The sequence below is a fragment of the Aurantimonas sp. 22II-16-19i genome (assembly GCF_002088275.1).
Classification (GTDB): Bacteria; Pseudomonadota; Alphaproteobacteria; order Rhizobiales; family Rhizobiaceae; genus Jiella.
Genome location: NZ_AQQS01000001.1, coordinates 36023 through 54235 on the forward strand (window position 1 = coordinate 36023; position 18213 = coordinate 54235).

16 protein-coding genes are annotated in these 18213 nt (G+C 69.6%); 7 read left to right on the forward strand and 9 right to left on the reverse strand.

All coding sequences use genetic code 11. From position 1 onward, the window contains the following. Positions 1-53 precede the first annotated feature (53 nt). From ATO4_RS00215 to ATO4_RS00230, 4 genes are read left to right on the forward strand one after another with little or no spacing between them, the layout of a single operon-like run. A complete protein-coding gene (locus ATO4_RS00215) occupies positions 54-596 on the forward strand; it encodes a TRAP transporter small permease subunit (protein ID WP_083589393.1) in 543 nt (180 codons plus the stop codon). Next, entirely contained in the window at positions 593-1921 is a 1329-nt protein-coding gene (locus ATO4_RS00220; protein ID WP_083589394.1) for a TRAP transporter large permease, read from the forward strand. Before ATO4_RS00215 ends, ATO4_RS00220 begins: the two co-directional genes overlap by 4 nt. Next, positions 1918-3273, forward strand: coding sequence for a malonyl-CoA decarboxylase (locus ATO4_RS00225; protein ID WP_083589395.1), 1356 nt, complete (start codon positions 1918-1920; stop codon positions 3271-3273). Before ATO4_RS00220 ends, ATO4_RS00225 begins: the two co-directional genes overlap by 4 nt. Continuing rightward, positions 3270-4799 carry a malonyl-CoA synthase gene (locus ATO4_RS00230; protein ID WP_083589396.1) on the forward strand — a complete coding sequence of 510 codons (1530 nt, stop codon included), beginning with the start codon at positions 3270-3272 and terminating at the stop codon, positions 4797-4799. Before ATO4_RS00225 ends, ATO4_RS00230 begins: the two co-directional genes overlap by 4 nt. Positions 4800-4835: 36 nt before the next feature. Here ATO4_RS00230 and ATO4_RS00235 read toward each other — a convergent pair whose 3' ends face one another. The 9 genes from ATO4_RS00235 to ATO4_RS00275 form a co-directional block, all read right to left on the reverse strand. Next, the gene (locus ATO4_RS00235) at positions 4836-5765 is read right to left on the reverse strand and encodes an FUSC family protein (protein ID WP_083589397.1); all 930 of its coding nucleotides are present in this window, start codon (positions 5763-5765) and stop codon (positions 4836-4838) included. A gap of 264 nt (positions 5766-6029) precedes the next feature. Further along, positions 6030-6641 (reverse strand): molybdenum cofactor sulfurase, encoded by a 612-nt coding sequence (locus ATO4_RS00240; protein WP_083589398.1) that lies wholly within the window; start codon positions 6639-6641, stop codon positions 6030-6032. A 100-nt stretch (positions 6642-6741) separates the two neighbouring features. After that, positions 6742-7380 (reverse strand): DedA family protein, encoded by a 639-nt coding sequence (locus tag ATO4_RS00245; protein ID WP_083589399.1) that lies wholly within the window; start codon positions 7378-7380, stop codon positions 6742-6744. A 157-nt stretch (positions 7381-7537) separates the two neighbouring features. After that, positions 7538-9166, reverse strand: coding sequence for a molybdopterin-binding/glycosyltransferase family 2 protein (locus ATO4_RS00250; RefSeq protein ID WP_083589400.1), 1629 nt, complete (start codon positions 9164-9166; stop codon positions 7538-7540). Next, the gene (locus ATO4_RS00255) at positions 9163-9879 is read right to left on the reverse strand and encodes an XdhC family protein (protein ID WP_083589401.1); all 717 of its coding nucleotides are present in this window, start codon (positions 9877-9879) and stop codon (positions 9163-9165) included. Before ATO4_RS00255 ends, ATO4_RS00250 begins: the two co-directional genes overlap by 4 nt. Next, complete coding sequence (locus tag ATO4_RS00260) at positions 9879-10208, reverse strand: XdhC family protein (RefSeq protein WP_083589402.1); 330 nt, start codon at positions 10206-10208, stop codon at positions 9879-9881. Before ATO4_RS00260 ends, ATO4_RS00255 begins: the two co-directional genes overlap by 1 nt. A gap of 292 nt (positions 10209-10500) precedes the next feature. Beyond that, complete coding sequence (locus ATO4_RS00265) at positions 10501-11751, reverse strand: VWA domain-containing protein (protein WP_139802201.1); 1251 nt, start codon at positions 11749-11751, stop codon at positions 10501-10503. Positions 11752-11764: 13 nt separating this feature from the next. Beyond that, a complete protein-coding gene (locus ATO4_RS00270; protein ID WP_083589403.1) occupies positions 11765-12694 on the reverse strand; it encodes a MoxR family ATPase in 930 nt (309 codons plus the stop codon). A gap of 26 nt (positions 12695-12720) precedes the next feature. After that, entirely contained in the window at positions 12721-13197 is a 477-nt protein-coding gene (locus ATO4_RS00275; protein WP_245308489.1) for a flavin reductase, read from the reverse strand. A 199-nt stretch (positions 13198-13396) separates the two neighbouring features. Here ATO4_RS00275 and ATO4_RS00280 point away from each other — a divergent pair, with 199 nt between their 5' ends. From ATO4_RS00280 to ATO4_RS00290, 3 genes are all read left to right on the forward strand, one after another. Beyond that, positions 13397-14479 carry an ABC transporter substrate-binding protein gene (locus ATO4_RS00280; protein WP_083589404.1) on the forward strand — a complete coding sequence of 361 codons (1083 nt, stop codon included), beginning with the start codon at positions 13397-13399 and terminating at the stop codon, positions 14477-14479. Between the two features lie 3 nt (positions 14480-14482). Beyond that, positions 14483-15499, forward strand: coding sequence for a P1 family peptidase (locus ATO4_RS00285; RefSeq protein WP_083589405.1), 1017 nt, complete (start codon positions 14483-14485; stop codon positions 15497-15499). A gap of 167 nt (positions 15500-15666) precedes the next feature. After that, positions 15667-18213 (forward strand): cation:proton antiporter, encoded by a 2547-nt coding sequence (locus ATO4_RS00290; RefSeq protein ID WP_083589406.1) that lies wholly within the window; start codon positions 15667-15669, stop codon positions 18211-18213.

Genomic DNA, 18213 nt, shown 5'->3' on the forward strand with positions numbered 1-18213 from the left:
GCCTCTTGCCCCTCCCGTGCGGCGACGCCGCATCCTTTCGGTCAGAATCCCTCATGCGACTTTACATCTCGGTGATCTCGGCGATTTCGCGCGGCCTCGGCGTCCTCGCCGCCGCGCTGCTGTTTTCGGCCGTCCTCTCGGTCAGCCACATGGTGTTCGTGCGCTACGCGCTCGGCTGGTCGACGGTCTGGCAGACCGAATACACCGCCTACGCCATCGTCGCCGCCACCTTCCTCGGCGCCCCGTGGGTGCTGATCGTGCGCGGCCACGTCAATGTCGACATCCTGCAGCTCGCCGCCTCGGGGCCGGTGCGCCTCGTCATGCAGGTGCTCGCCGCGCTGTTTTCGCTGCTCTTCGTCGTGCTCCTCGCCTATGCTGGCTGGATCCATTTCGAGGAGGCCTGGAGCGGCGGCTGGACCAGCGAGACCGTCTGGGCGGTGCCGCTGTGGATGCCGCTTCTGCCGATGCCGGTCGGCACGGTGATGCTGGCGCTCCAGTATGTCGCCGAAATCATGCGGCTGGTCATCGACGGCGCCGATCCGGTCGACCACGAGCCGGTTCTCTTTTCCGACACCACCGACGAGGCCCGCCCGTGACGCCGCTTTTCTCTGGCCTGGTGATGCTGGCCGCGCTGCTCGGCCTGCTCGCCATCGGCACGCCCATCGCCTTCTCCCTCGGCCTCGTCGCCATGGGAGCGCTCTACACCGTCTATGGCGGGTTCTTCCTGGAGACGATCGGCGAGCAGTTCTTCGGCTATCTCTCGCCCTTCAGCCTCGTCGCCGTGCCGATGTTCATCCTGATGGGCGCCGCCGTCGCCTCCTCGCCCGCCGGCAAGGACCTCTACGAGGCGCTCGACCGCTGGCTCAACCGGGTGCCGGGCGGCCTCGTCCTGTCCAATCTCGGCGCCTGCTCGATCTTCGCGGCTTTGTCCGGCTCCTCGCCCGCCACCTGCGCGGCGATCGGCAAGATGGGCATCCCGGAGATGCGCCAGCGCGGCTATCCGGCGGAGATCGCCGCCGGCTCCATCGCCGCGGGCGGCACCCTCGGCATCCTGATCCCGCCCTCGGTGACGATGATCGTCTACGGCATCGCGACCGAAACCTCGATCGGCCGCCTGTTCCTCGCGGGGCTGCTGCCGGGCCTGATGCTGACGATCTTCTTCATGGCCTGGACGATCATCGCCTGCAAACGGCGCGGCCTCGGCCTGTCGGAGCTCACCCAGAGCTTCACGATGCGCGAGCGCTTCTCGGCGCTGCCCCGGGTCCTTCCCTTCCTCGCCATCATCGTCGGCGTCCTCTGGGTGCTCTATGGCGGCGTCGCGACGCCGTCGGAGGCCGCCGGCGTCGGCGCGCTGTTCTGTCTGGTCCTCGTCGCGGTGGTCTACGGCGTGTTCTCGCGGGCCTGGAAGTTCTCCTCGATGAACGTGATCTTCCGCGACACGCTCAAGGAGAGCGTGATGATCATGCTGATCATCGGCGCGGCGGATCTCTTCGCCTTCGCCCTCTCCTCGATGTTCATCACCCAGTCCATCGCCGAGGCCATCGCCTCGATGGACGTGAACCGCTGGGTGCTGATGGCGGTGATCAACCTGTTCCTGCTGGTCGCCGGCTTCTTCCTGCCGCCGGTGGGCGTCATCCTGATGACCGCGCCGATCCTCCTGCCGATCATCACCAATGCCGGCTTCGACCCCTACTGGTTCGCGGTGATCCTGACGATCAACATGGAGATCGGCCTGATCACCCCGCCGGTCGGCCTCAACCTCTACGTCATCAACGGCATCGCGCCGGACATCTCGCTCGCCCAAATTCTGCGCGGATCGCTGCCTTATGTCCTGTGCATGATGCTGGGCATCGTCGTGCTCTGCCTGTTTCCGCAGATCGCGCTGTTCCTGCCGGACTATGTGATGGGAGCTGCCAGATGAGCCGTGTATCCCTGTTATCCGACCTGTTGAGTTCCATCGGCGCCAGGTCCTGGTTCGCCGGCGACGAGGCGCCGCGCAGCGTCGAGGTGCCGGAGATCGCCGCCTCGTGCCATCGGCTCGTGTCCTCGCGGGGCGAGGCGACCGGCGTCAGGATGGCGGCCGACATCATCAACGGCGTGCGGGCCCTCGACGACAAGGGCATCAAGCGCTTCTTCCACATGCTGGCCGAGGAGTTCTCGCCCGATCCCGCCGACCTCGCCGCCGCCGCCACGGCCTATGCCGCCGATCCGACGCCGCAGGCCCTCGCCCGGCTGCAGCACGTCGCCGAGCCGCCGCGCCAGGAGCTGTTCCGGCGGCTCAATCTCGCCCCCGGCGGCACTGCCGAGCTGGTCAAGCTGCGCGAGCGGCTGCTGCCGCTCTGCCGCAAGGATCCGGCCCGCCTCGGCCCGGTCGACACCGACCTGAAGCATCTGTTCCAGTCGTGGTTCAACCGCGGCTTCCTGATGCTGCGGCCGATCGACTGGAACACGCCGGCCTCGATCCTCGAGAGGATCATCCACTACGAGGCCGTCCACGCCATCGGCAACTGGGACGAGCTGCGCCAGCGCCTCGCCCCCGCCGACCGGCGCTGCTTCGCCTTCTTCCATCCCTCGATCCCGGACGACCCGCTGATCTTCGTCGAGGTGGCGCTGACCGGCGAGATCCCGGCCTCGATCGCCACCGTGCTCGATCCCGACCGGCCGCAGATCGCCGCCGAAGACGCGGACACGGCGGTGTTCTATTCGATCTCCAACTGCCACAAGGGCCTCGCCAGCGTCTCCTTCGGCTCGTTCCTGATCAAGCAGGTGGCCGAGGATCTGAAGGAGCACTTCCCGAACCTGAAGACCTTCGTGACCCTGTCGCCCGCTCCCGGCTTCGCCGCCTGGGTCGAGGCGCTGCCGGCGGAGCTGCGCGACCGCCTGGAGCCGGCGGAGAAGCGCGCGATCGAGGTGATCGCAACGCCCGACTGGCAGGCCGATCCCACGGCCGTCGAGGAGATCCGGGCCGGCATGCTGTCGCTTGCCGCGCGCTACTTCCTGCGGGCCAAGCGCGGCGACGGCCAGCCGCAGGATCCGGTCGCCCGCTTCCATCTCGGCAACGGCGCGATCCTCAACCGGATCATGCATCTCGGGGATCCGTCGCGGCGCGGCCTCTCCCAGGCGCATGGGCTGATGGTGAACTATCTCTACGACCTGCCGAGGGTCGAGCAGCGCCACGAGGCCTATGCGGCCGAGGGCGAGATCGCCGCCAGCCGGGCGGTGACGAACCTCCTGCCCGGCCGCAGCGGACATACATTGAAGGACGTCGCATGACCAACACGCTTTTCGACGGGCTGCTGGCGGCCGGACGCAGCGACCCGGACCGCCGCTTCGCGCTCCTGCCGGACGGCCGCCACTACACCTATGGCGACGTCGAGGCCGTCTCGGCGCGCTTCGCCAACGTCCTTGCCGGGCTCGATCTGAAGCCGGGCGACCGGGTCGCCGTCCAGGTCGAGAAGTCCATCGAGGCGCTGATGCTGTATCTCGCCACGGTGCGCGCCGGCGGCGTGTTCCTGCCGCTGAACACCGCCTACACGCCCGCCGAGATCGAGTATTTCCTCACCGACGCCAGACCCGCCGTCTTCGTCTGCGATCCGAGGAAACGCGAGCAGCTGGAGCCGATCGCCGCCGCCGCCGGGGCGGCCATCGAGACGCTCGGCGTCTGGCGCTCGCCGGACGAGAGCGCCGGCTCGCTCAGCGACAAGGCCCTGTCCGCCAGCGAACGGTTCGCCACGGTGGAACGCGGTCCGGACGATCTCGCCGCGATCCTCTACACCTCGGGCACGACGGGGCGCTCCAAGGGCGCCATGCTGACCCATGCGAACCTCCTCTCCAACGCCGAGGTGCTGCGCGACACCTGGCGCTTCACCTCCGACGACGTGCTGCTGCACGTCCTGCCGATCTTCCACACCCACGGTCTGTTCGTCGCCTCCAACACGGCGATGATCGCCGGCGCCGGTCTGATCTTCCTCGGCAAGTTCGATCCGGACATCGTGTTCGAATATCTGCCCCAGTCAACGTCGATGATGGGCGTGCCGACCTTCTACACCCGGCTTCTCGCCGACGAGCGGCTGAACCGGGAGGCGACCGCCCACATGCGGCTGTTCACCTCGGGCTCGGCGCCGCTCCTCGCCGAGACGCACCGCGCTTTCGAGGCGGCGACCGGCCAGCGCATCCTCGAGCGCTACGGCATGACCGAGACCAACATGAACACGTCCAACCCCTATGACGGCGACCGGCGCGCCGGGACGGTGGGCTTCCCGCTCGAGGGCACGGAGCTGCGCATTGCCGATCCGGACACGGGCAGGATCCTGGCCGAGGGCGAGATCGGCGTCATCGAGGTGAAGGGGCCGAACGTCTTTGCCGGCTACTGGCAGATGCCGGAGAAGACCGCCTCGGAGTTCCGCGCCGACGGCTTCTTCATCACCGGCGACCTCGGCTTCGTCGACAGGGACGGCTACGTCACCATCGTCGGCCGGGGCAAGGACCTCGTCATCACCGGCGGCTACAACGTCTATCCGAAGGAAGTCGAGCTGGTCATCGACGAGCTTCCGGGCGTCGTCGAGAGCGCCGTGATCGGCGTGCCGCACAAGGATTTCGGCGAGGGCGTGGTCGCCTGCGTGGTGGCCAAGGAGCGGCTTGAGGAAGAGGCGGTGATCGGCGCGCTGCAGGACAGGCTGGCGCGGTTCAAGCAGCCCAAGCGCATCGTCTTCCTCGACGAACTGCCGCGCAACACCATGGGCAAGGTGCAGAAGAACGTCCTGCGCGAGGCATACAAGGACCTCCTCGGCGGGGCCTGACGCGCTCCCGCGTGGCGGGAGCGGCGACGGGCGTCGTCACCCCTGCAGCGCCTTCAGCGCCTCCGGCTTGACGAACCACAGGACGAGGGCGCCGAGGGCGGCGAGGATGCCGGTCATCACCGCCGCCGCGCCCATCGTCGCCAGCCGCTCGAAGGCGAGCGTGTCGAGGTCGGTCGCGAGGTTGAGGAAGGCGAGGACGGTGATCGTCAGGCAGGTGATGAAGCCGGCGTAGCTCTGGGGCAGGATGCGGAAGCCGATCGGCAGCGCGACGACGCCGAGCGGCGCGATCCACCAGGGATCCGGGGCGACGAGCCCCATCAGGAACACCACCAGGGTTCCGACGACGGTGCCGACGCCGCGCTGAAAGGTGCGCGAGAACAGCTGGCCGTGGGGCGGCAGGCAGAGCGCCACGAAGGTCAGCGGGAACCAGAAGCCGTGGGCGCCGAAATAGCGGCTGCCGACATAGACCGAGATGGCGAGGCCGGTGGCGAAGACCACCCCGAAGACCGTCGAATACTGGCCGGACTCGGCTTCTTCCGCTCCCATCGTCGCCGACAGGCCGGCGAGCCGGGTCACCCCGAGGCTCCACGCCATCGACAGGCAGTAGACGACGAAGAGCGCCTCGGGCCGGTCCGCCGGCATGAGGGCGCTGGTAAAGATCGTCCAGAAGATCAGGCCCCGGATCACCGGTCTCGCAAAGCCGTAATGGCCGGCGGCCGCGGCGGCGAGCCCGACCGTCGGCGCGACGAGGAGCGCCATGTCGGGGTTGCCGAGGCAGACGAAGCCGGCAAGGCCGGTGGAGAAGACGATGAGCCCGGCGCTGCCGGTCCGCACGTCCTTGGCGGCGAGATAGGCCGACATCGCAGCGATCAGCGCGGCGATGGCGAGCTTGCCGAACAGGATGCCGGCGACCACCGGCGGCAGCGCCGCCGCGAGCAGCGTCGCGCCGACGGCCTTCCACGGCATCGGGTCGCCGGAGAGGCTGACGAGATCCAGGACATGGCGCTTGGCTCGGGTCGCCAGTGACAGCTGACGTCCTCCTTCTCATGGCGGGCGCTTCCCCAACGCATTGCAGGCAAGGGAGTTGCCGGGAGCCGATTGACGAGCCTCCCCGGGTTCACGACGAAGAGCGGGTGCGCGCCGCACGACGCGCGCCGGGGCCGTCCGTCACCTCACCATGCGGCTGCGCGGCCGGAGCGCCAAGTACACAGCGCCGCCCGTGGGGGGCGCTCAGCCGGGATAGATCCACTGTTCCGGGACACGGGCCTCGAAGCGCTCGCCGGCCGCGATCGTTCCGGGTTTCTCGACCCAGGCGACGAGGCCGCGCCGCTTCCTCGCCGCCTGGACGAAGCCGAGCTCGACATCCATGCCGCCGCCGGCCCGTTCGGCGACGGCCCGGCCGGCAATGCGGCACGGGCCGTTGTCGCCGTCGATCTTCAGCGTCACGCCGTTCTCGAAGAACAGAAGCGTGCGCGGCGGCAGCCAGGTCAGCTGGGGAATGCCTTCGACGAGGATATTGCCGCCGATCCATTCGGGCTCGAGCCGCGCGATGCCGAGGGTTGCGGCGATGGCGGCCAGTTCGTCGGGAGCCAGGATCGAAAGCTGGCGCTCGTTGCGCATCTCGGTGCCGCGTTCATACCAGGGCTCGCGCCCGCCGCTCCTGCGCGTCAGCCCGCCGTGGCGGTCCCCTGCGATGCCCTCGTAGCCGAGTTCGAGCTGCGTCACCGCGCTGGTCTCGAAGCCTTCGCCGGGGGTCCGGTAGAGGCCGGCGACCCGGCCGTCCAGCCGGCGCGCCTTGGTGATGTCCGGCAGATGGAAGACGGGCAGCGTCGCCTGGCTCATGATCGGGTTCCCTCGAATGCGGATCGAAGGTTTGTCGCCCATCGGCCCGTTCGGGACAAGTCCGGCGTCACGCTGCGAGAGGACCAATCGGCGCCCCGGCTCAGTGGTTTTCCCGTTCCCCGGCCGCGTCCTTGCCGCCGCCCCGACCGGGATCGAAGGTGACGACCCGGTAGATGTAGAAGAGGACGATGGCGACGATGACGGCATTCGATACCGGGCCGACATAGCCCTCGACCATTTCGTATTGCTGGCCGAGCAGGAAGCCGAGCATGGCGAGGAAGGCGGTCCACAGGGCGCCGCCGATCGTCGAATAGATCAGGAAGGTCGGCATCGGCATGTGGGCGATACCCGCAGGCACGGAGATCAGCGTGCGCACCGTCGGCACCAGGCGGCCGAAGAGCACGGCCCGCGCGCCCTTGCGGCGGAACCAGTGGTTCGCCTTGTCGACGTCCTCGGGCGACAGCGTCAGCCAGCGCCCGTGGCGGGCGGCGAGGCGCTTCATCCGCCGTTCGCCGAGATAGTGGCCGGCATAGTACCAGGGGATGACGCCGAGCAGCGAGCCGATCGTGCCGGAGACGATGACCGCGACGATCGACATGTTGCCCTGGGTCGCCTGGTAGCCGGCGAGCGGCATGATCAGCTCGGACGGGATCGGCGGGAAGATGTTCTCGAGGAACATCAGGAAGCCGATGCCGAAGACGCCGTACGTGTCCATGATGTGGCGGACGAAGTCGTCCATGAGGTCGGTTCCTGCTTTCGTGGGCTATGGTTCGGGGTGTGTCGGCTCGCCGGGCCAAGGCCGGCAGTGCCGATTTCGTTCCGTTGGAGCGAACCCGGGACCGGCGCTTTCCGCTCCGGCCGGCGGCTCGCCGTCGTCGAGCGTGACCTGGTCCGTTTCAGACTGCGGCGAGGCGTCCTCCTGCGGCTTCGAGCGCCTCGGGTGTGTCTACGTCGACGCTCGCCGCGGCACCGATCTCGACTTCCGTCAGCGCATCCGGATGGGCGGCGATGATCCGCGCCGCGCCGACGTCGCCGGAGAGGACCTCGATCGCCGCGGCAAAATCCCGCGACAGGATCACCGGATTGCGCCGCTCGCCCCGGTCGCTGGCGGCGACGATCGCGCCCTTGCCCCGGCCGGTGAAGGCGGCGATCAGTCGGTCGAGATCGGGCGCGGTCAGATGCGGCTGGTCGGCCAGCATCACGAGGACGCCGTCGGCCTCGCGCGCCGCCGCGAAGCCCGCCTTCAGCGACGTAGAGAGGCCATCGGCGAAGGCCGGGTTGTGGACGATCTCGACGCCGAGCCCCGCCAGCGCCGCGGCGATCTCGTCACGCATGTGACCGGTGACGACGCGGACGCTCTCGGCGTTACGCGCCGAAAGGGCGGTCTCGACGCTGCGGCGGATCAGCGGGACGCCGTCGAATTTTGCCAGAAGCTTGTTCGGCCCGCCCATGCGGCTGGATCGACCCGCCGCGAGGACGACGATGTCGACCCGGGGATCGTCGGGCTCCGCCCCGTCGCGGTCGTCGCGCTCGCCCTCGCGTGGCCGGGGCCGCGAGGCGATCTCCATCAGCAAGCCGCCGACGCCCATCGCCCGAATGGCTTCGCCCGACACCGGAAGATCCGCCAGCAAGCGATTGAGAATCCAGTCGAAACCATTCTCCTTCGGACTTCTCGCGCAGCCGGGCGCGCCGAGCACCGGATGCCCCCCGAGGCTGCCCAGCAGCAGGAGATTGCCCGGGTCGACGGGCATGCCGAGATGCTCGACGGTGCCGCCGGCGAGCCGGATCGCCGCCGGGATGACGTCGCCCTCATCGATCACCGCCGAGGCGCCGAAGACGAGAACCAGATCGGCCTCGCCGACCTGCCGCAGGCTCTCGGCGAGGGCGGCGGCATCATGGGGGCAGCGGACCTCGCTGGCGACCACCGAGCCGGACGGCGCCAGACGCGCCTCGGTGACCCGGCGGGTCTTGTCCAGCATCTTCGCCCTCGTGCCGGCGAGTTCGGTCTGGATCAGCGCGACCTTCTGCGAGCGGTAGGGCGCGAGGCGGAAGGCGGGCGTCGCGGCGAGAATCGCCAGCACCCGCTCCACCGATGCACCTGACACGGCGAGCGGGATGATCTTCACCGTGGCGACCATCCGGCCGCCGGCGACCGGCTCGTATTCGCCAAGCGTCGCAAGCGTGATGGCCGGATCGACCGCATTGACCCGGTCGACCGTCGCACGATCCGGCACGAACAGGCCGGCGGCACCGGCATGGACGTTGACGCGGCCGGTCGCGGCGTCTGCGACGGACAGATGCGAGCCGCCGAGGGCGGCGCCGATCCGCGCGGCCGCCTCGTCCTCTGTGAGGTCGCCCTCGCCCAGCCTGGCGACGATCAGGCTGTCGACGCCGGCCTCGGCGAGCGCCGCGACGTCATCGCGCGACAGCCGCGTGCCCTTGGCGATCTTGCCGCTGGCGAGGCTGCGGGAATGGGCGAGCAGCGCCCCTTCCGCCTCATGCACGGGAACCGGCCCGAACCTCATGCTGCCGCGGTCTCGCCGCGCCGCTCGGCGAACATCTTGCGCTTGCGGAAGGCGGCGATCACCGACGACAGGATCGCGACGGCGATCTCGCCGGGATTGGCCGCGCCGATGTCGGCGCCGATGGGCGCCTCGATGCGGTCGATGGAGGATTGCGGGATGCCGGCGGCGAGCAGCCGCTCGGTCCGGCGGGCGTGGGTCTTCCGGCTGCCGAGCGCGCCGATGTAGAAGCAGCCGGTGTTCAGGGCCGACATCAGCGGAAAATCGTCGATCTTCGGGTCGTGGGTGATGACGCAGACCGCCGTATAGGGATCGAAGGGCCGGGTCTTCAGGACATCCTCGGGCCATTCGGCATGGAGCGTCGCGCCGGGAAATCGGTCCTCGCTGGCAAAGGCCGTGCGCGGGTCGATGATCTCCATGTCGAAGCCGGCGATCCTCGCCATCGGCGCCAAAGCCTGGCTGATGTGGACGGCGCCGATCGCGACGATGCGGGCCGGCGGCAGATGGGCGTTGAGGAAGACCTCGCCCTCCGGCGTCTGGACGATCCCCGACTTGCCCGAGCGGATCACCGCCTCGATCTGGTCCGCCAGGGGATCTGCGGCGACGTCCGCCTCGCGGACCAGCCGCTGGCGGCCGCCGGCAAACTCCGTGACGACGACCGCGGCGCGGCGGGCGGCGCGCTCCTGGTTGAGGGCGGCGAGAAGCGCTGTGTCCATCAGTTCACCTTCTCGACATAGACCCGGATGCGGCCGCCGCAGGAGAGGCCCACGCGCCAGGCGGTCTCGTCGGCGACACCGAATTCGAGCATGCGCGGCTCGCCGGCCTCGATGACGTCGATCGCCTCGGAGACGACGGCGCCCTCGACGCAGCCGCCCGAGACCGAGCCCTCGAAATTGCCCTCGGCATCGATGACGAGATGACTGCCGGTCGGCCGCGGCGCCGAACCCCAGGTCTCGATGACGGTCGCGAGGGCCAGCGCTCGGCCCTCGCCGGCCCAGCGCTCGGCGGTCTTCAGGACGTCGAGTTCGGCGATGGGTTCTGACATTTCAAACCTCGCTGTCGGGTCGCGGCGTGTTTCACGGCGGGGTGGCGCCCACGTTGCCCCCCTCTGCCCTGCCGGGCATCTCCCCCACAAGGGGGGAGATCGACCCTGCGCGAACGCGCTATCCCACCGGAGAGGATCCACCCCTGCACGATCGGTAGAGACAAGGATCGGATCACCGCCGCTGCCGATCTCCCCCCCTTGTGGGGGAGATGTCCGGCAGGACAGAGGGGGGTCGACGCGTCACCTGGCATTGCAAGGCATATGTCGATCCTCCCCCGCGTCTCGGCAAGGGTCAGGCGGCCGCGACGATGCGTTCGTCCTTCAGCCACAGCCGGGGGTCGGTCTCGGCGGCCGGGCGGGCGCTCGACAGTGCCTCGCAGAGCGCCCGCATGGCATCCAGCGAATGGACGGAGCGGAACTCGTCGACATGCGGCAGCATCGCCCGCACGCCGCGCGCCTTGGCGGCGAAGCCGTCGTAGCGCAGCAGCGGGTTGAGCCAGACCAGCCGGCGGCAGGACTTGTGCAGCCGCTCCATCTGCCGCTCGAGTTCCTCGACGCTGTCACGCTCGAGCCCGTCGGTGATGAGGATGCAGATCGCCCCCTGGCCGAGCACCCGGCGCGACCAGTCCCGGTTGAAGGCGCCGATCGCCTCGGCGATGCGGGTGCCGCCCGACCAGTCCTTCACGGCTCCGGCGCATTCCTCCAGCGCCTCGTCGGGGTCCTTGCGGCGCATCTGGCGGGTGACGTTGGTCAGCCGGGTGCCGAACAGAAACGTGTGGACCCGCCGCCGCTCGTCGGTCAGCGCGTGCAGGAACTGCAGGAAGACCCGCGTGTACTGGCTCATCGAGCCCGAGATGTCGGCGATCACCACCACCGGCGGATGCCGGGTGCGGCGCGAGGCGAATTTCGGCAGCACGAGGTCGCCGCCGGTCTTCATCGAGGCCCGCAGCGTCGCCCGGGCGTCGATCTTCCGTCCGCGCGCGTCCAGCCGGAAGCGGCGCGTCCTCACCTCGTCGTCGGGCAGCCGCAGGGCCGCGATGGCCCGCCTCGCCTCGTTCAGCTCGGCCACCGACATCTGGGCGAAGTCCTTCTTGCGCAGGACCTCGTCGCCGGAGACGGTCAGGCTCGCGTCGATCTCGACGATCGGCCGATCCTGTTTGGTGACGCGCTTCTCGGCGCCCTCGAACAGCCCCTCGGCCGCCCGGTCCTCGCCGGCGCGCTTCTTCTCGGGTTCCCGCTCGCGCGGCGGCGCGGTCGGCGAGAACATCGCGATCATCTTCTCGATCAATTCGCGCGAGCGCCAGAACAGCCGGAACGCCTCGGCGAACACCGCCTCGTCCTCGCGCCGCGAGACCAGCGTCGCGTGGAGCGTCCAGTAGAAGTCGTCGCGGGACTGGATGCCCGCGGCCCTCACCGCCGCGATCGCGTCGAGGGTCGCGGCCGGGCCGAGCTTCAGCCCGGCGCGGCGCAGCGCCCTCGCAAAATAGGCGATGTTGTCGGCCAGCCGCCCGTCCGGATCGGCCTTCGCCGCCGTCAAGGCCATGCCGCCGACCGGTTCAGGATCCTGCCTGGAGTTCACGCCGGACCTCGTCGAGGATCTTCTTGCTCTCGCCGCTCTCCAGCCGCTGGATGTCGTCCTGATACTTCAAGAGGACGCCGAGCGTGTCCGAGATGTGGGCCGGGTCGAGGGCGACGGCATTGAGTTCGGTCAGGGCGTTGGCCCAGTCGATGGTCTCGGCGACGCCGGGCGCCTTGAACAGGTCGATCGCCCGCAGCTTCTGGACGAAGGCGACGAGCTGGGCGGCGAGGTCGGCGTTGGCGCGCGGTGCCTTGCGGCGGACGATCTCCAGCTCCCGCTCGGCCTTCGGATAGTCCACCCAGTGGTAGAGGCAGCGGCGCTTCAGCGCATCGTGGATCTCGCGGGTGCGGTTGGTGGTGATGATGACGATCGGCGGCTCCTCGGCCCGGATCGTGCCGAGCTCGGGGATGGTCACCTGGTTGTCGGAGAGGATTTCGAGGAGGAAGGCCTCGAAGGCCTCGTCGGTGCGGTCGAGCTCGTCGATCAGCAGCACCGGCGCGCGGCCGGGCACCGCCTCGAGGGCCTGGAGGATCGGCCGGCGGATCAGGAAGCGCTCGGAGAAGATCTCCGATCGCATCGCGTCGCGGCCGATGTCGCCGCTCGCCTCGGCGAGGCGGATCTCGATCATCTGCGCGGCGTAGTTCCACTCGTAGAGAGCCGAGGAGACGTCGAGCCCCTCGTAGCACTGCAGCCGGATCAGCGGCCGGTCGAGGGCGCTGGCCAGAACCTTGGCGATCTCGGTCTTGCCGACCCCCGCCTCGCCTTCGAGGAACAGCGGCCGGCCCATCTTCAGGGCGAGGAACAGGACCGTCGCCAGCGGTCGGTCGGCCAGGTAATCGGCCTTGTCGAGCAGCGCCGCGGTCTCGTCGATCGAGGCAGGAAGTTTCGTCACGGTCGTCCTTTCCATGCTGGGCCGCGTCGTCCGACCATGCGTCAGCGCCGGATGTCGAGGGCGTGAAAGCCCCGGTCGAGATAGACCAGCGACGGCGCCGGCTCGCCCGTGCGCAGCCCCGCCACCTCGCCGATCAGAACCTTGTGTGTGGCGATCACCTTCGCCTCGATCAGCCGGCAGTCGAAGCTCGCCAGCGCGGTTTCGAGCAGCGGCGCGCCGGTGGAGCCCACCGACCACCGGCCGCGGGCGAAGCGTTCGGGCTGGGTCAGCTTGCCCTCGCCGGCAAACACCCGTGCAACTCCATCGTCCTTCGCCGACAGGACATTGACGGCGAAGACGCCATTGGTCTCGAACCAGTCGTTGTCCGGGCTCGACATGTTCAGGCAGACCAGCAGCGTCGCGGGGTCGTCTGACACCGAACAGGCGGACGAGACGGTGACGCCCCGCCGCCCGGATGCGCCGTCGGTGGTCACGACGTGAACTGCCGCGGCGAACCGGGTCATCGCTTCGCGGAACATCCGCGGGTCGCTCCGCATCGAATTCAGCAACCGTTCGTCCTCGTTCATCGGCTGGGCAGCGGTGAAAACACGTGAGACTACATAGGGTGGGCGCGACGGGAGCGCATCCTTTGCAGCAAGCGACGGATTCGCCACGTCCCGACAGTGGCATGTCGGACCGACGATTTCCAAGCCGGCACGAAACCGCTATGACGATTTCATGCGTGCTCCCGCAACCCTCGCCGCTCTGTTTTTCTTCGCGACGTCCGCCCTGGCGCAGGTCGACGCGCCGATCGTTCTCGGCGTTGCGGCGCCCCTGTCGGACGCCCAGGAGATCCTCGGCCGGCAGCTCACCGACGGGGTCGACGCGGCGGTCGCGGCACGCGGCAGTCCGGCGCGGCTCGTCGTTGCGGACACGTCCTGCTCGGCCAGCGGCGGCGAGAGCGCCGCGAAGAGCTTCGTCGAGCAGAAGGTTGCGATCGTCGTCGGCTTCCTCTGCACCGAGGCGATCGAGGCGGCCCTGCCGATCCTCAAAGAGGCCGGCATTCCCACCATCGATGTCGGCGTTCGGGCCAACCGCCTGACCGACGACAAGGATCGCAGCGGCAATCTCGTCTACCGGATCGCGCCCCGGTCCGACGCGGAGGATGCCGCGATCGCCCGCTACATCGCCGCGCGGTGGGCCGACCAGCCCTTCGGGCTGATCGACGACGGCTCCATCGCCGCCCGCGGCCTCGTCGATTCGGTCCGCCGCCGGCTCGGCGACCAGGGGCTGCAGCCGCAGGCCGTCGACAATTACCGCCCGGCCGAGGAGAAGCAGTTCGGGCTCGCCCGCCGCCTTCAGCGCACCGGCATCACCCGCTTCTTCATCGCCGGCGATCGGCCGGACGTCGCCATCATCGCCCGCGACGCCAAGGAGACCGGCCTCGACCTGACGATCCTCGGCGCCGAGGGTCTGTTCGACGAGGCGAGTGTCGACGCGCCGCTGCCGGCGGGGATCGTCGCGATCGGCCCGAAGACGAGCTTTCCCGACCTGCGGCCGCAGGACGAGGCAGCGGCGGATGCGCCCGGACAGCTGCCGCCGCAGGGCTATTTCGGTCCCGCCTTCGCCGCGACGGAAATCGCTCTCGAGGCCGCCGCCAATCGCGAGCCGGGCCAGACGCTCGAAACGGTGCTCGGCTCGAGGACCTTCACCACCGGTCTCGGACCGATCCGCTTCGACGCCAAAGGCGACGCCGACCTCGATCTCTTCCGGGTCTATGAATGGCGGGGCGATGGCTTCGTCGAAGAGACCGGCGGCTGAGCGATGACGGCCTGGCAACGGGGACCGCGCAACCTGATCACCGACGTCGGCGGGCTGACGGTCGGCAATGCCGGCGACGCGGCACTCAAGAGCGGCACGACGGTGGTGATCTTCGACGCGGCGGCGGCCGCGTCGGTGGAGATCCTCGGCGGCGCGCCGGGTACCCGCGACACCGAGCTGCTGGCGCCGGACAAGCTCGTGTCCGGCATCGACGCGCTGGTGCTCTCGGGAGGTTCGGCCTTCGGGCTGGATGCGGCGGGCGGCGTGCAGTCCGTCCTGCGCCAGAGGGGCCGCGGCTTCAAGGTCGCCGGTTTCGCCGTCCCGCTGGTTCCGGCGGCGATCCTCTTCGACCTCGCCAATGGCGGCGACAAGGACTGGGGGCTTCATGCGCCCTACCGCGACTTCGGCTTGGCCGCGGCCGAGGCCGCCGGAGAAGATTTCGCCATCGGCACCGCCGGCGCCGGCATCGGCTGCACGACGGCGACGGTGAAGGGCGGCCTCGGCTCGGCGTCGATCCGGCTCGACAACGGCGTCACCGTCGGCGCGCTCGTGGCAGTCAACGCCGTCGGCTCGGCGACGATCGGCGCCAGCCGGCATTTCTTCGCCGCGCCCTTCGAGATCGGCGACGAGTTCGGCGGCCTCGGCCTGCCTTCGCCACTCCCCGCCGACGCCGTCCTGCCGCGGACGAAGTTCGATCCCGCACCCGGCACCAACACCACGATCGGCATCGTCGCCACCGACGCGATCCTCGACAAGGCTGCCGCCAAGCGTCTCGCCATCGCCGGCCAGGCCGGCTTCGCCCGGGCGATCTGGCCGTCCCACACGAATTTCGACGGCGATCTCGTCTTTGCCGCCGCCACCGGCCGCTCGGGCGTCCGGATCGATCCGGCAGGTCCGGACGCGATCATGCTCGGCGCCGCGGCGGCGGCCGTCATGGCGCGGGCGATCGCCCGGGGCGTCCATTCGGCCGATCCGGCCTCCGGCGACCGTCTTCCCGCCTGGCGCGGACTTCCCGTCTGAGGCGCCTCTGGCCGCGGCGCGCCGCCCTTGCGGCGCTCCATGGTCCGGGTCGAGCCCTGCAGGGCCGCGTGGAGCCCCACAGAACATTGTCTTTCCCACAGAGCATTGTCTTTCGGATGCGTTGACGGCAAAGCAGGTGACCCGTGTGCGCCTGAAGTGTCGTTGCCATGTCGATCACCACCGCCGTCGCCCTCGTCGCCATCGTCGTCGCGCTCGGCTCGCTGGCGCGACCGGTGGCGCGCTGGCTGCGGCTTCCCGTGTCGATCGTGCTGGCAACGGGCGGCACGGCGCTCGGCGCCCTCTGCCTCTACTCCCTCGCCAATCCCGGCTCGCTGCTGCCGGCGGAATTCTCGGCCCAGGTCCTCGATCTGCCGGTGGGCTCGCACCTGTTCCTCTACGTCTTCCTGCCGACGCTGATCTTCCAGGGCGCGCTCGGCATGGACATGCACCGGATCCGCGAGGACTTCCTGCCGATCATCATCCTCGCTCTCGTCGCCGTCGTGGTCGCCACCTTCGGCGCCGGGCTGGCGCTCTGGCCGCTGGCGGGGCAGTCGCTCGTCGCCTGCCTGCTGGTGGCGGCGCTGATCGCCACGACCGATCCGGTGGCGGTGATCGCGATCTTCCGCGAGGTCGGCGCGCCGGAACGGCTGACCCGCCTCGTCGAGGGCGAGAGCCTCTTCAACGACGCCGCGGCGATCTCGCTCTTCCTGATCTTCACCACCGCCATCACCGCCTCCGGCTCGCTCACGGCGCTGTCGGTCGCCTCCAGCCTGATCGTCCTGCCGCTCGGCGGCGCGGTGCTCGGCTGGGCCGTGGCGCAGGCCTTCCTCGTCCTGTCGCGCTCCCTCGCCGACGACCGCATCGCCTTCGTCTCGCTCAGCCTCGCCGTGCCCTATCTCGCCTACTGGATCGGCGAGGAGGTGCTGGAAGTCTCCGGCATCATCGCCGTCGTCTCGGCGGGCGTGACGCTCGCCACCTTCGCGCCGGGACGCATTGCCGGAGACACCTGGCGCCATCTCTCCGATACCTGGGAACAGCTCGCCTCCTGGTCGGCGATCCTGATCTTCGTCATGACCTCGCTGCTGGTGCCGAGCCTCGTCAGCGACGCGACGCCCTACGATCTCTTCCTCCTCGTCGTCGTCTTCCTGGCGACGCTCGCAGCGCGGGCCGTGGTGATCTTCGGCTGCTTCCCGCTGCTGGCGCGCTTCGGCCTCTATGACGGCGTGTCGCGCTCCTATGCCATCGTGATGATCTGGGGCGGCCTGCGCGGCTCGATGACGCTGGCGCTCGCCCTCGCCGTCACCGAGAACCCGGCGATCCCCCGCCCGGTCGCCGCCTTCGTCGCGACCATCGCCACGGGCTACACGCTGATGACGCTGTTCGTGCAGGGCACGACGCTGCGCTTCCTCATCCAGCGGCTCAGGCTCGACATGCTGTCGCGCATCGACCAGGCGATCCGGGACCTCGCCCTCGCGGCGACGTCGGAAAAGGTGCGGATCCTGGCGCGCTCGATGGTGCGGCGGTTTCGCTCGACCCGCTCCTCCACCGGGACGGAGGACGAGGTCGAGGATGGCGCCGGGGACGAGCTTCCGGACGGGCTCGACGGCGTCGTCGCCCCGGCCGCCTCGACGGCCAGCCTTTCCGCCGAGGAGAAGCTGCGCCTCGCGCTGATCACCCTGTCGGACCGGCAGCGGGAGATCGTGCTGCGGCATTTCAACGAGGGCAAGATCGCCCCCGCCATCGCCCGGGAACTCGCGGCGGAGGCGCGGCGGCGGCTCGACCTGATCCGGATCTCCGGGCGGGCCGGCTATGCCGAGGCCGACGAGGCCGAAGTCGGCTTCGACCGGCTGGACCGCCTCGCCGGCATCCTGCAGCGGCGGCTCGGCTACAGCCAGCTCCTGTCGCAGCGCCTCGCCGACCGGTTCGAGCGGCTGGCGGAGATCTCTCTCGTCATCGACCGGCTGATCCCGTTTGCGGAAACCGAGCTGCGGCCGGTGCTGGGATCCGGGCCGACCGACGCGGCGATCGCCACCCTGACGGAGCGCCAGAGCGTCGTCGAACGCGAGATCGCGGCGATCCGGCTGCAATATCCGGCCTATGTGGCCAAGCTCGAGCGGATGATCGTCGCCCGTTCGGTCCACTCCTTCCAGGCGATCGAGATCGAGCGGCTGCGGCGCTCGGGCGTCATCAACGCCGAGGTCGAGCGCAGCGTGCTCGACGGCATCGCCCGCCGGCGCTCGGCCGAAAGCCGGCGCCCGCCGCTCGATCTTGGGCTCGACACGCTGCGCCTCATCGAGCGCTGCGACCTCTTCGCCGACCTGTCGACCAGCGACAAGTCCGACCTTTCGCGGCACCTGCGGCCGCATTTCGCCGTTCCCGGCATGCCGCTGATCCGCACCGGCGAGATCGGCGACGCCGCCTACTTCATCGCGTCGGGAGCCGTGGAAGTCGCGCGGCCCGACGGCGTCAAGGTCCGCCTCGGCAGCGGCGAGGTGTTCGGCGAAATGGCCGTGATCTTCGACATCCGGCGCTCCGCCGACGTCAGGGCGATCGCCTATTCCTCGCTGCTGCGGCTCTCGGCCCAGGATTTCGCCCGCTTCCTCGTTCGCCATCCCGACGTACGCTCGAAGATCGAGGCGGTGGCCCGGGCGCGGATGGCGGAAAACCTGGCGGAACCACGCTCCGGGGCCCCGGCGGGCGAGGTGCTGGCGTAA

Coding starts and splice junctions, on each gene's coding strand:
- ATO4_RS00215 (WP_083589393.1), top strand. CDS start 54: ATGCGACTTTACATCTCGGTGATCTCGGCGATTTCGCGCGGCCTCGGC.
- ATO4_RS00225 (WP_083589395.1), top strand. CDS start 1,918: ATGAGCCGTGTATCCCTGTTATCCGACCTGTTGAGTTCCATCGGCGCC.
- ATO4_RS00230 (WP_083589396.1), top strand. CDS start 3,270: ATGACCAACACGCTTTTCGACGGGCTGCTGGCGGCCGGACGCAGCGAC.
- ATO4_RS00235 (WP_083589397.1), bottom strand. CDS start 5,765: ATGCCGTGGAAGGCCGTCGGCGCGACGCTGCTCGCGGCGGCGCTGCCG.
- ATO4_RS00240 (WP_083589398.1), bottom strand. CDS start 6,641: ATGAGCCAGGCGACGCTGCCCGTCTTCCATCTGCCGGACATCACCAAG.
- ATO4_RS00245 (WP_083589399.1), bottom strand. CDS start 7,380: ATGGACGACTTCGTCCGCCACATCATGGACACGTACGGCGTCTTCGGC.
- ATO4_RS00250 (WP_083589400.1), bottom strand. CDS start 9,166: ATGAGGTTCGGGCCGGTTCCCGTGCATGAGGCGGAAGGGGCGCTGCTC.
- ATO4_RS00255 (WP_083589401.1), bottom strand. CDS start 9,879: ATGGACACAGCGCTTCTCGCCGCCCTCAACCAGGAGCGCGCCGCCCGC.
- ATO4_RS00260 (WP_083589402.1), bottom strand. CDS start 10,208: ATGTCAGAACCCATCGCCGAACTCGACGTCCTGAAGACCGCCGAGCGC.
- ATO4_RS00265 (WP_139802201.1), bottom strand. CDS start 11,751: ATGGCCTTGACGGCGGCGAAGGCCGATCCGGACGGGCGGCTGGCCGAC.
- ATO4_RS00270 (WP_083589403.1), bottom strand. CDS start 12,694: ATGGAAAGGACGACCGTGACGAAACTTCCTGCCTCGATCGACGAGACC.
- ATO4_RS00275 (WP_245308489.1), bottom strand. CDS start 13,197: ATGTTCCGCGAAGCGATGACCCGGTTCGCCGCGGCAGTTCACGTCGTG.
- ATO4_RS00280 (WP_083589404.1), top strand. CDS start 13,397: ATGCGTGCTCCCGCAACCCTCGCCGCTCTGTTTTTCTTCGCGACGTCC.
- ATO4_RS00285 (WP_083589405.1), top strand. CDS start 14,483: ATGACGGCCTGGCAACGGGGACCGCGCAACCTGATCACCGACGTCGGC.
- ATO4_RS00290 (WP_083589406.1), top strand. CDS start 15,667: ATGTCGATCACCACCGCCGTCGCCCTCGTCGCCATCGTCGTCGCGCTC.